The organism is Paenibacillus polysaccharolyticus, assembly GCF_900102085.1.
Lineage (GTDB): Bacteria > Bacillota > Bacilli > Paenibacillales > Paenibacillaceae > Paenibacillus > Paenibacillus polysaccharolyticus.
The window spans coordinates 84525-96743 of record NZ_FMVM01000007.1 but is presented as its reverse complement, the minus strand read 5'-3'; the positions used below and the strand labels follow the sequence as shown (position 1 = coordinate 96743).

The window sequence follows — 12219 nt, the reverse complement described above, 5'->3', positions numbered from 1 at the left end:
AGCCAGCTGGGCAGGTTAGAGTACCATATCCTTTCAGCATATCGATTACGCCAGACGCGCATCCTATCTATGTGAATCAAACCAACCACATTGGAGGATGAACATTACATGCCAACAGTCAAAAAGGCAACAGCGATTACGTTATCATTGTCTACTGCAATTTTTGTAATGGCCGGTTTGACGGGTTGTGGGAATCGCGATAATAACATGCATACACAAAGTGTTCGTGAACAAGCCCATGGTATTAATCGTTACGGCGTTGAAACTAACGGAATGGACGGCATTCGTGCAAGAAGTTACCGGATGCACAATGTCACAGACCTGAGATCCAGTGACGAACTGGCAAAACGTATTACTGAAATGAAGGAAGTCGAGTCTGCTCACGTCATGTTAACGGACCGTAATGCCTATGTTGCTGTACGTCTGGCTCATGGACATGCAGGTAAGCTCGGCAGCAAATCGACAGATCATACAGGCAGACGTTTAAATGGCACGATGCGTAACCATGCCAGCGATACGATGCGTGGGGGCTTGATGAATGAGGATATGGGCGGGATGCGTGTTCATGGCGGGTCAGGTACGAACTCTCCGTATAGCACAAGCGGAATCGCTCCGGGACTTAATACGGGTACGGCAACAGACCGCAGTCATATGGGCAATAACCGCGGCCTTTATGGGACGATGGGCACGGGAACAATCGGTATGATGCGCGGTTTGACGGATAGCGGCAAAGCCCGCCCGATGAACGAGAGTCAGTATGGCACAAGAAGCGAGCGTCCACGTATGATGGACAGTTCGGATGACAACACACCTGAGGAAATCAAAGGTAAAATTTCAGCCAAAATCAAGCAGTTTGCACCAAACGTGGAGAACGTATATGTGTCTGCTAACCCCGATTTCGTAGGCCAGGTGGAGAACTATGCAACTGATCTGCGCAATGGTAAGCCAGTCAGCGGTATGATTGATACGTTCCAGTCGATGGTGGAGCGCATTTTCCCAACGAACGCAGGTGATACCCATAACCGCGATGGTATTCTGGGTGATGGCGTCATGAACCGTAACCACAATGACGGCGGCATGATGAACCGCATGAATCGGTAGGACGGTGGAATGAACAAGTTTGCCTTTGCGGAGGGGGTACCCGATGCAAGGGCATATTTGTTTCTACATAAGTACATTACTTGGTCAAAAAAACACTACATATCTATTTAAGATTCATGAATACTAATTAATTGTTGTAAGAATGGCTTTAACTCTGTGGTCGTTGCGTTCAAGTGGTTAATCGTTTCCATGAATTCGCTGACGAGCTCAGCCTGTTCCTGTGAACTTGCCGTAATTTCGCCAAGGTCATTATCTAACAATTGGATGGACTGTCTCACCGTCAGTAGGGACTTCTCAATTTCGTTAGTGGCGTTTTTAGTATCAACAGACAGTTTGCGAATCTCCTTGGCTACTACACCAAAACCGGCTCCTGCATCACCGACACGTGCAGCTTCAATGGCCGCATTAAGGCCCAGTAAGTTCGTCTGCTCGGAGATCTCACGAATAAATCCAGCCACCTGAGTTACAACGCCAGAAGTCTGAACCGCTTTTTTCGTATTGCCTAACATCTCTTCGGAAGTAGCGCTCAGCTCTTCCGAATGAGCTGCAACATGTTGTACACTGTCCACCAGTTGGTTGGTTAGTCCTTCAACGATGTCCATTAGCTGCTGTAGCTTTTCCTGGTTTTCCATGCTATATACGAGGGTAAATACAGCGACAATCTCGTTAGCAACATTTTTGACAGGGATAAAAGCAACATCAAAGGGAACGCCAAATATCTCCTTCGGAAAGTGACTGTAAGTGGATCTCCCGTCTTAAATTTCAGTTCCTTCAGCGATTCTCCCGAAGAGAAGTACAGATATTTCTCTCGATCAATTAAGGATAACGTCACATCTTGTCGGATGGCTGCCCGAAAATAAGGCATGCTTTCAATTAGTGCTTGGATAATGTCCATTAATGTGTGGCTCCTTTTATGGAAGGCTATCAATTATAATACAAGTTGTTTTAGGTATATCGGCTCTCAATTGAAGAAAATGAATAAAAGAGTAAGGACGAATTTGAAATATCGCAAGCATCAGAATTCACTTATTGTTACACAATGAAAAATGAAGCAAGCAGTGATTGCTTAAATCGATTGTTATGTGCTGGCACGCCTGAAATATCCATTCACCTGCCCATTTTTCTTATAAAACTGAACCAACGCCCTTGATCTGACATAAGATGAGTTGACTGTATCCCCTTAACCTTGTTACACCAACACAACCCGAGCAAGGAGGGGTGAACATTGAAGGGTATCGATCATCATAAAAGCAAATTTTTGTTAACCCACCGTGAACGCGAAGTATTCGAATTGCTGGTTCAAGACAAAACAACGCGTGACATCGCAGGGCAGTTATTCATCAGCGAGAAAACGGTGCGTAACCATATCTCCAATGTGATGCAGAAACTCAATGTTAAGGGTCGTTCGCAGGCAGTTGTAGAGCTAATCAAGCTCGGAGAACTTAAGATTTAGCCTGCGAATTACAGTTAAAAATGAGGGTAACACAAAAGCCTTTCTCTATCCTTCAGTATGAAGCATGGGGAAAGGCTTTTATGTGGTTGTTCTTTTCAAAAGCTGTGTTTTTGAAATCCTTCATAGTCAGATTCAAAAAAAAAAATAAAATTACTCTTGAGATTAAATAACCAGCCAAACCTGTATCTACTCTGTTATAGTAGAGTATCTCCAGTAACCCTTGAATGTACAGTAATAAAATATGGGAGTCTTAATTTCATGTCTCTGTCTTTATTTCTTTAGAAAATTCTTTTGCCATAGCTATCTTACTTTTATCTTTTGTACAAATCACGAGTAGATGTGACTTTATATACATATGCATACTCTCTCAATCGGCACAAACAATTTTTGAACCTTTAATGCTACAGTGATAACCATCCAAAATTAGAATACGAAGACACATAGCACAATGAACCTTTTTCAGATTCTACTAACCTTGGATGGATTAACATTAAATTGGTTCCGAATTCTCTGTAAAAACAATCTCTATAATCGTGCTTTGCAAACCGAGTTTACAATGTTGATGTATTTTAATCTTTGAATGATTAACGATAACAATAACAATATTCTTAAAATAAACATAAAATTACGAATCTGCGTATACTCAAAAAGTGGTACAATTTTATAGAAAATAATAAAGAAATCTAAAGAAAGGTGAAGGTCCAATTATGAACAACTTAGTATAGTGAGAATTATTAAACTAAAATAGTGGAGGAAATAATATGTTTATGTATGAAGCAGAAGAAATTAAATCTGCAGAGATTCTCAATAACCTAATTCATGATACATACCAGAATTATAATTTGGATGAAGTGTTGAAGATTATAAAAATGACAGGATTTTGTGTAGACTATTTTGGTTCGGGGAAACCAAAAAATGAAAAAATGTATGATAAAGCAATAGAAACATTAGATAGTTTAATATCGGATATTGATGAGGTCAAAAAGCTTAGAGCGTTTCAGACAGAAGTCACGATCTTAAACAGTTTATACAAAAAGTTGACTGATGAATATGTCGTTCCAATTGAACAGCAAATTCCTAATGATATACATGTAGCTGCATATTTGATTGGACTAGAGTTGTTTTTATCTAATGATATTAATCTATTAAAGTATAAATCGGAACTAAATAATAATAGAGCTGATTATTTTGAGAATGTAGCTGAATCAGCAGGGAACGTTTTACAGTATCTTTTGAAGTATAAAAAATTTCCATTGAAAAATTCTGAATTGAAAATTGATTTTGAAATGACGAAGCTCGCATTCTCCCATGTAAGAAGTTCTGGCAATAGAGAAATTCTTGATATATTACGTGAAGCTTGGAGTTACTTTGATGTAGATATTAAGCAGGGAGATATTATCGAAGCAACTTCGAAGAGTGACAAGACAATGGGAAAGCAAATCTCTCACATGAAATTTTTAGATGTTCGTAATGCTAAGCAAGCTAGACATGGTTATACACAGATGCAAATGTTCGGAAATAATTCAACAATTTCAAAAACGCGAAAACTCCCGCCAAATGGATTCATTTCTTATAATGAACGAATGACTTGTGATTTTATAGAAGAATATTTCTCTACGAGAAATTTATCGCTGAAGTTCCTGGATATATCCATTGCTGAATTTGTTAGAGCCTATAGTATTGTTGCAGTTGAATGCGAAAGATATTTAAAAAAGCGAAAATTAAAATCAAAGTATACCGACATTTCCATAAGTGATGTTTGCGTATCGAAAACAAAGAGAAAATGGATTTATTTATTCGTAGAATGGGGACTGTCACACAAGAATGCTGAGAAAATTTTTGATGTATTGGTATTTGACAATAATTCAAAGGATTTGTTTGACTGCCCTCTAATAAAGGTTGGAGAAGAATATATTGTTCTTCCTTCCATAGCTTCAGTTACAGATCCCTCTCGTGCGTTGCTATCCAATTTAAAAAGCAAAAAAGTTGAGATAAATATAAAGGGAGAGCTATTTGAAGAGCAAGTCAGAACAACTATTCAAAGAGCTGGTATACAATTTATCCACTTAGAAAAAAATAATTATGAATGCGATGTTGTATTCGCCTTGGATAATGATCTGTTTTTCGTTGAAGCCAAGCACTTGAACGATCCGACTTCATATCGGGAGTATATAAGAAACTTAGACGAAATACACGATGCAGTAAATCAATTGAATCGAATTGTAGATTATTATGAATTACAAGAAAATTTGGAGGTAATAAAGAATAAACTTGGTATTAATTCTGTAAACAATGTTTTTAGAATAGTCGTTACAAATACAGCACAAGGTGAAAAATTAAAAATTAATGGAGTTTATGCGATTGATGATATAGGATTTTCAGGATATATGTTAAGGAGACCTCCACGCAGACATTTAATGCATAAAGAAGCTGTACATTCAACTCCGGTTTTTCAAGAATTTTATGAAGGGGTTCCAAACTCTAAGCAGTTAATAAACTTTTTAGAGGAAAACCCGTTTATTGAGCATTATAAGAGAAGGATTGAATATGTCACTTACGATTACACTGAACAACTTGGATTAAAATTCATCGATTTTGGAGTGAAAGTGAACACGATTGTTAACATTGATAAGTTGACGCAAAATGAACTAAAAGAACTTAATGAATTATTTTGAAAGTAAATAACCAAAATTTTGAATAATTAAAATAGAATCTTCATTTATAATGTGTTTCAAACCCAAACTCTAATATAACGCAAACTTACTTAATATTGAGGGTTTTTGCGGGTATTGGGACTGAAGATTTAGTTGCGAACCGTAGTTAAAATGAGGGTAACATAAAAGCCTTTCTCTATCCTTCAGTATGAAGTACGGGGAAAGGCTTTATGTTTGTTTTGAATGGGAGCATTGATGTAGGTAAGCCGTCAATAAGTTTTAGCTTCATGTTCGTTGCCTTACTCCTGAGAAAAACTCCTCAACAACTTCCACATCGCTTCTACTTGTATGAAAAACATACAACTCGCGTGAGGGGTGAAGTTTATGCATCTCTTTATACCCACTCCATGCCTTTTGAGGGTCATCATAGTCTTGAATAACTGACATGTCCTCCAACTGACGTAGCTGATTATTGGAACTCGCCTTAATTGCCTCAACTAGCACAAAACGACCTGGATGCAATTCAGTAATGTCCTCCCATTTCACTGGCTTCACCTCGCTATGAATCTGATGATCTAAGTATAACATAATCCTCCAACGTTAAAAGGAAGCAACAATCCCAATCCACTTCTTGATCACTTTAGTGGAGCCTGCTTATGCTTCTGAAAAAAACCTTCCATCTTTTCCTCGAAAACGGCTGATAAAATAACTGCTCCAATTCTTCATACTGTGCTTGATTTAAATGCAAAAACGATGCCTTTTTGGCGATCTTAGCGGCAGGTTGTGATGAGTGTGCACGTCCTTCTACTTTTCGTTTAATCGGCACATGAAATTGCAAAAAATCTTCGTAACGTTTCCAACCTTCCCAGCTCAATCTGGCTCCACGTTTCCAATCCATGGCATAGAGGGCAAAGTAATTGTCGGCGGTGTCACTACGCTTGGCGGCAATGATCCAAATGTTTGGGACAATTTTATTGCATTGTCTACGATTCATAAGCTGCTCTCCTTTTTTGATCCTCGAATGGGAGTATCACATATAGACGCGGTTATTTGTTCTGCTGTTGTTAAATTACATACGATTAACTTTATCAAACTGTGTGAAAACTTCAAATCAATTGAAGGTTCGACTAAGTCTATTGGATTAAACGAACTAGACCACAACAATACAGCGAAAATCCTCTTGCTTTGCCAGAGCACCTTGATTAAAATAAGGGTGTAAAAACTATTTTCTTATTTATAATAAAAATTATAAAAATAATTTTCATATTAAAGAGGTGCTTATGGCAGCCATCTTACATGCTTTGAAGCAAGAATTGCACAATTTGCCCTCTCAGGAGAGACGAATTGCCGAGGTGATTATTCAATCGCCATCGGACGTGCCGGGGATGACCATCAACCAGTTGGCTGAACAGAGCGGGACAAGCGCGGCGACCGTGACTCGTTTTTGCAAATCATTTCATTTCAAAGGTTTCCCCGATCTCAAAATGAAACTCGCCGCCGAACTGTCGCACGCACCGAATGAAACGGCCTATCAGGATATTGTTGCAGGCAACCCGTTATCCAAAATCGTCGAGGCTATTGAAGCAAATCATCTCGCTTCGATTGCAGATACCACACGTTTGCTGGATTTGGGCAGGCTGGAACAAGTGGTGCAGCTGTTGTGTCAGGCCCGGCGTATTGACCTGTACGGGGTGGCGACTTCGTCTATTGTTACACAGGATTTTTATCAGAAGCTTGTGCGGATCGGCAAAAGCTGTACTGCCTTTTCCGATTCCCATATGCAGATTACATCCGCTTCCTCGCTTGGGCAAGGAGATGTGGCGCTGGCCGTATCGTATTCAGGTGAAACACCAGAGACGATCGATGCCTTGACCTGTGCCAAAGAGGCTGGAGCTTCCACCATCTCGCTGACGTCATATGGCAGTAACTCACTCGCTGCCGTAGCGGATATCCCGCTTTTCACATCTTCTCTCGAAGAAGGGATGCGGCGCGGGGACATGGCTTCACGCATTGCGTTGCTACATGTGATTGATATTTTGTTCACAGGCATGGTCAGTGCAGATTTTGATCAATTTATACCTAAACTTGAGCAGTCGTATCACAATGTGCAGTCCTATCGTTTCCATCACACCGGAGGTGCTTGACAGATGAATATTCGTATTTTTGAAAATGAAGAAGATTTGAACGCGACAGGTGCAGGCTTGATCGCCAGCTTGCTACAGACGAAACCTCGTGCCGTACTCGGACTTGCAACAGGTAGTTCACCTGTGGGTATTTATAAACAGTTAATTACGCTGTATCAAAAAGGTTTGGTGAGCTTTGCCCAGGCCTCTTCTTTTAACTTGGATGAATATGTAGGTTTACCTACAGAGCATCGTGAAAGCTACCGCAGTTTTATGAATGAGCAGCTGTTTAATCATATCGACATCGATCTATCCCGCACGAATGTGCCGAATGGCGAGGCAGTAGATTTGGAGGAGGAATGTGTGAATTACGAGCTACGTTTGGAGGATCGTGGGCCTGTGGATCTGCAACTGCTCGGGATCGGACATAACGGCCATATCGGTTTTAATGAACCTGGAACGGAATTGACGGGGCGCACCCATGTGGTGGGTCTGAAGGAAGAGACCAGAAAGGCGAACGCCCGCTTTTTTGATAGCATCGAGGAAGTTCCAGCGCAAGCGATTACGATGGGGGTCGGTTCGATTTTAAAAGCAAAACAGATCCTGCTCATTGCCCGTGGAGAAGAGAAAGCGGAGATTATTCGCGAAGCGTTCATGGGTCCGATTACCACATCCTGCCCTGCATCTCTGCTGCAATGTCATCCGAACGTCGTTGTATTGCTGGATCGAGCGGCAGGGAGGCTGGTTAGATGAGCGAAACCAATCCTAAAGTCAGTGAGGCTGAAGGTGAGAAAAGCATAACCTTGCTCCGCGGCAGACTGCTACTTGCCGATGAGCTGCTGGAAGACGGTCTGATCGCCTGGCGCGCTGGGAAAATCGTATATGCCGGCATACCGAAAGGTCTGCCTGAATCCCTTCGGCAAGAAGCGGGAGCGATTCCTGCCAAAGGGAAAGGCTTAATTGTGCCTGGTTTTATCGATATCCATGTCCATGGTGGTAACGGGGAAGATTTCATGGATGCCAGTCCTGACGTATTGGACAAGATCACTTCATTTCATAGTTCACAGGGGACGACCGCGATGCTGGCGACATCGATGACGGCTCCGAAGGAACGTCTGGATCATGTTTTGGCTGAAGTAAATCGCTACCGTTCGGATGAAATGCCGTACGCTCAGCTGGAAGGCGTGCATTTGGAGGGACCTTTTTTTAGTCCAAAGTGGCCTGGGGCACAAAATCCGGATCATATCGTGCTTCCTGACGTTAGCTGGCTACAAGGGTGGGAAAAGCAATATCCCGGTCTCATCCGTCAGGTGACGTTGGCACCAGAACGTGAAGGTGCACTGGAGGTCATCTCCTGGCTACGGGAACAGCGGATAACGGCTGCGCTCGGTCACACAGATGCAACTTACGATGACGTACAACGCGCAGTGGAGGCCGGATTGCATCATGCCGTGCATACGTTTAACGCGATGACACCGCTACACCACCGTGAGCCGGGAACAGCAGGAGCCGTGCTGAGTGACCCGCGTATTAGCGCCGAAGTCATTGCCGATGGTATTCATGTGCATCCTGCCGCGATTTCGATCCTTGCTCAACTGAAACAAGGCAACGATCAGCTGGTGCTGATTACCGATGCGATGTCAGCGGCAGGGCTGGAAGATGGCGAATACAAGATCGGTGATCTGCCCGTTATTGTGAAGAACGGCGAAGCTCGTTTGAAAGAAGGCGGCGCTCTGGCAGGAAGCACGTTGACTATGGTTCGTGGATTCCGTTATCTTGTGCAGGAAGTAGGGCTGAGTCTGATCGCTGCTTCTAGAGCAGCCAGCTTGACGCCAGCTCGTTTGCTGGGTATCGACCACCGAACGGGTTCCATGACGAAGGGGAAACAGGCAGATATCGTTTTGCTGAATGAGGATTTGGAGATTGATACGGTGTGGGTAAAGGGCAGAAGGATCAGCTGTTGAGAGGAAATACGCTGAACAATATGTTAAAATAGATCTCAAAAATGAGATCTGCGGATCATCAACGGAGGCATGAATCATGGAACGTAACGCCATGCTGGAACATGATCCGTTTATCCCCGTGCTGGCGGAGAAGCTGCACATTCACGGATATTATGCTTTTTATGGTGAGCATTACAATGAGACGGATATGGAACAGTACCGCAAACATCTGTTCACAACCTTTAATAACATCGTATGGATTGAACTGGATGAGCGTAAAAAATACATGATTGTGGATCATCGTGGACGCAATACGGTCATGAAACTCATCGAAGGGATGTTAAATACGCGCAGAACGCTACGAGCTAATCAGGCAATGGCGGGAACTGATACGAGAGGGGTAGATCAGGAGATCGCTCATTTCTCCAAGCAGGTGCACATGCTGAAATTTACTACGTTTCGCCCGTAAAGTTAGAACAAAGACGGAGCTGGTTGAGGATGGATGCATGCCTGTAACTGTATCCTGACGACCAGTAGAGTGGGGAAAAAAAGTCATAACCCCAATATGTCGAAGAAGTATCGAACCATGCTTGGAACTAATCTAATCGTCCACATTTGAAACCGTTGCGGTTAGTGGCGAGTAGCGAGCCAGCCTGTGGCAATGATGCTTGAAGCTCTAACGATCCTGAGGAAGCTTATTTGGCCTATTTCGGAGGGTTCTCTATTCTAACGATCACCAGACATGCTATTTCATGTAAATGAGCAGTTTGAGGGTGTAAAAGAGCCGTTTTATCTCAAATAAGCTCTCTGGTGATCGTTAGAGCATCAAGTAGCTGGTTTTTGTCTATGCTTGTTGGTGTGCTCTTTGTTTTGTTGTTTTGTTGGTTTGGTGCTCTCGCGAAGGGTGTGTTTCTGGCATTGGCGCTTCGATTTATGGTGGTTGTTTCTTACAAACTTTTTAGCTTTCCAAAAGATACATTTCAAAAAGAGTCCTGTCAAAGAATTATAATGTCCTTTACTAAGGGTACATTTTAATTCTGACAGGGCTCTTTTGATAGTTTCGTTGGATATCTTTATTTAATATTTGATATTAACAGTCATAGAAATGAATCCAAATCACACCTAAGCTTCAAGTATTCAATTACTATCGAAACGAAGTCACGAAACTGCTGAACAGCGTCCGCACGTCGTATTGATATTGATGGATCGGCTCAACCGGACGGTTGATGCCAAGTAAGGTGTAGACGGCGATGCGTGCCGCGCGTACCGAATATTCCTCCGTGAACACGACATCATCAGGAATCTCGCAAAATTGACTGATAAATGCCAGATTCGTTGAACCTTTCGGCACGACTTGAGGGCGGTCACTGTTCAGCCTTGGCATGAATTGTGCGGTGATATACGGCATCATACAAGGGATACAGTTGGCTGTAGCCATGATCTCTTCTTGGTGCTCCTGAAAATGAAGATGGCCGATCAATTCTTGCATAATCTCTTCACCGGTACAATCACACATTCTTTTTTTCACAAAATCCCCTACGTTGTCAGGGTATAACCCATAGCCCCAGAAGACTTTGACATGGTCAGGCTGATCCCGGAAATGCGGCTGGAAGGCCAACACGACTGACATGAACCAGCTCGAATCTTTGAATGTAACAAGGGCTCCAGTACCCGCGCGGTTGCGTGTGAATTTTTCCATCAGATCAAAGAAAACGGAATCCTGGAAAGTGACGGTGAATGATTCCCATTTGGACTCATCGACGTGATCATCGAACGAAGAAGGGTTGCCTAGCATCGGTTTTTTCGCCGCAATGTTCTCCCACAGCTTCCAAGAGCTACCCTTGCCGTTCAGTTTGGGAGCGGAAGTCATCGAACCAAGGTCAGCACCTTCCGTCATCGAGCCGTTCGTAACAATGACCAGATCGCCTTCAAGAATGTCGATCACTTCCTCGGCACCGTTCCGCCGCACATGCATACCTGTGACCGTGATTCCGTCGCCCTCTTTGAAGTCCAAATCCGTAACGGTGCATTTTAGCGTGAAATCTACGCCGTACGGCTCCAAATATCGATGCAGCGGCAGAATGATGGAGTCATATTGGTTGTAGGGGGTACGTGTGACCCCTTCGAGCGTTTGAATTCGTGGAAACTCGTGGAAAAATCGAAGCATATATCGTTTGAACTCCACCGCACTGTGCCAAGGCTGAAAGGCAAACGTCGTCGCCCACATGTACCAGAAGTTCGTATGGAAAAAGTGGGGTGCAAACCAGTCGTTGATCCGCAATTTACCCAGCGTGTCTTCAGGAGTAATGATGAGTTTGCCCATCGCCAGCCGATCGGCCATATCGAATCCCATGGACAACACGTCTTCAACCTGACCATCACGGTTAATTAACCTTGCATTGGAATGTGTGGGATTAGCGTTATCAAAGGCCGTAATTTCTTCTCTGACCGACATATCCGGACGTTCGATAGAAGGAATGGTTGCTAGAAGCTCCCATAGATTTTCATATGCCTCATCGTTGAGCATCCGTCCACCGCGAATGACGTAACCTTGTTCCGGATTACCTGCACCGTCATTGCTGCCACCGAGAATCGGCATCTCCTCAATGATGTGAATGTTTTCGCCGGGGAAATCACAGTCTCTGACCAAATAGGCTGCTCCCGCGAGAGAAGCAATACCGCCGCCGACAAAATAAACCTGTTTAGAGCCATGTTCTTTTTTCACGATCAATCGCCTCCAAAAGATGGTGTATTCTTCACATTTCCAATGTAAACCTGCACCGGGAAAGAAGGTATGAGCAAAAGAAGATAGCTGTCTGTTTTTTAGTCACTTTTGGAAAAATGTCTAGTTTTAGGTTTGAATATCGAGCGATGGCTTGATTCGAACTACGATCATAGAAAAACAAGCCGCACATCCTTAACGGGATGGCCGCTTGTTATGTGCC

The 12219-nt window shown here is 43.0% G+C and carries 11 protein-coding genes; 7 read left to right on the top strand and 4 right to left on the bottom strand.

Annotated features, from left to right (window positions below):
- Window positions 1-108 precede the first annotated feature (108 nt).
- Window positions 109-1101 (top strand): YhcN/YlaJ family sporulation lipoprotein, encoded by a 993-nt coding sequence (locus tag BLQ13_RS11240; protein ID WP_090919238.1) that lies wholly within the window; start codon window positions 109-111, stop codon window positions 1099-1101.
- A gap of 107 nt (window positions 1102-1208) precedes the next feature.
- On the opposite strand, the gene BLQ13_RS11235 is transcribed toward BLQ13_RS11240, so the two are convergent.
- Window positions 1209-1703, bottom strand: a complete 495-nt coding sequence (locus tag BLQ13_RS11235; protein ID WP_276326735.1) for a methyl-accepting chemotaxis protein — start codon at window positions 1701-1703, stop codon at window positions 1209-1211.
- A 623-nt stretch (window positions 1704-2326) separates the two neighbouring features.
- On the opposite strand from BLQ13_RS11235, the gene BLQ13_RS11230 reads away from it, so the two are divergent.
- A complete protein-coding gene (locus tag BLQ13_RS11230; RefSeq protein ID WP_090919235.1) occupies window positions 2327-2554 on the top strand; it encodes a helix-turn-helix domain-containing protein in 228 nt (75 codons plus the stop codon).
- A gap of 761 nt (window positions 2555-3315) precedes the next feature.
- Window positions 3316-5229 carry a hypothetical protein gene (locus BLQ13_RS11225; protein WP_090919232.1) on the top strand — a complete coding sequence of 638 codons (1914 nt, stop codon included), beginning with the start codon at window positions 3316-3318 and terminating at the stop codon, window positions 5227-5229.
- Between the two features lie 264 nt (window positions 5230-5493).
- Here the strand turns inward: BLQ13_RS11225 and BLQ13_RS11220 are convergent, their stop codons facing one another.
- Both BLQ13_RS11220 and BLQ13_RS11215 read right to left on the bottom strand, forming a co-directional pair.
- A complete protein-coding gene (locus tag BLQ13_RS11220) occupies window positions 5494-5796 on the bottom strand; it encodes a hypothetical protein (protein WP_244159288.1) in 303 nt (100 codons plus the stop codon).
- A gap of 52 nt (window positions 5797-5848) precedes the next feature.
- Window positions 5849-6202: a hypothetical protein gene (locus tag BLQ13_RS11215; protein WP_090919229.1), complete on the bottom strand. Its 354-nt coding sequence runs from the start codon at window positions 6200-6202 to the stop codon at window positions 5849-5851.
- Window positions 6203-6488: 286 nt separating this feature from the next.
- Here BLQ13_RS11215 and BLQ13_RS11210 point away from each other — a divergent pair, with 286 nt between their 5' ends.
- From BLQ13_RS11210 to BLQ13_RS11195, 4 genes are all read left to right on the top strand, one after another.
- Window positions 6489-7352: a MurR/RpiR family transcriptional regulator gene (locus BLQ13_RS11210; RefSeq protein WP_090919226.1), complete on the top strand. Its 864-nt coding sequence runs from the start codon at window positions 6489-6491 to the stop codon at window positions 7350-7352.
- A 3-nt stretch (window positions 7353-7355) separates the two neighbouring features.
- Entirely contained in the window at window positions 7356-8084 is a 729-nt protein-coding gene (nagB, locus tag BLQ13_RS11205; protein ID WP_090919223.1) for a glucosamine-6-phosphate deaminase, read from the top strand.
- Window positions 8081-9295 carry an N-acetylglucosamine-6-phosphate deacetylase gene (gene nagA, locus BLQ13_RS11200; protein WP_090919219.1) on the top strand — a complete coding sequence of 405 codons (1215 nt, stop codon included), beginning with the start codon at window positions 8081-8083 and terminating at the stop codon, window positions 9293-9295. Before nagB ends, nagA begins: the two co-directional genes overlap by 4 nt.
- A gap of 76 nt (window positions 9296-9371) precedes the next feature.
- Window positions 9372-9743, top strand: a complete 372-nt coding sequence (locus BLQ13_RS11195; protein ID WP_090919216.1) for a hypothetical protein — start codon at window positions 9372-9374, stop codon at window positions 9741-9743.
- A 675-nt stretch (window positions 9744-10418) separates the two neighbouring features.
- On the opposite strand, the gene BLQ13_RS11190 is transcribed toward BLQ13_RS11195, so the two are convergent.
- Complete coding sequence (locus tag BLQ13_RS11190; protein ID WP_090919213.1) at window positions 10419-11999, bottom strand: oleate hydratase; 1581 nt, start codon at window positions 11997-11999, stop codon at window positions 10419-10421.
- Between the last annotated feature and the right edge of the window lie 220 nt (window positions 12000-12219).

Bases quoted from the DNA above. Each gene is read 5' to 3' on its own strand.
- BLQ13_RS11240 (WP_090919238.1), top strand. From the start codon at position 109: ATGCCAACAGTCAAAAAGGCAACAGCGATTACGTTATCATTGTCTACT.
- BLQ13_RS11235 (WP_276326735.1), bottom strand. From the start codon at position 1,703: ATGGACATCGTTGAAGGACTAACCAACCAACTGGTGGACAGTGTACAA.
- BLQ13_RS11225 (WP_090919232.1), top strand. From the start codon at position 3,316: ATGTTTATGTATGAAGCAGAAGAAATTAAATCTGCAGAGATTCTCAAT.
- BLQ13_RS11220 (WP_244159288.1), bottom strand. From the start codon at position 5,796: ATGTTATACTTAGATCATCAGATTCATAGCGAGGTGAAGCCAGTGAAA.
- BLQ13_RS11215 (WP_090919229.1), bottom strand. From the start codon at position 6,202: ATGAATCGTAGACAATGCAATAAAATTGTCCCAAACATTTGGATCATT.
- BLQ13_RS11210 (WP_090919226.1), top strand. From the start codon at position 6,489: ATGGCAGCCATCTTACATGCTTTGAAGCAAGAATTGCACAATTTGCCC.
- nagB (WP_090919223.1), top strand. From the start codon at position 7,356: ATGAATATTCGTATTTTTGAAAATGAAGAAGATTTGAACGCGACAGGT.
- nagA (WP_090919219.1), top strand. From the start codon at position 8,081: ATGAGCGAAACCAATCCTAAAGTCAGTGAGGCTGAAGGTGAGAAAAGC.
- BLQ13_RS11195 (WP_090919216.1), top strand. From the start codon at position 9,372: ATGGAACGTAACGCCATGCTGGAACATGATCCGTTTATCCCCGTGCTG.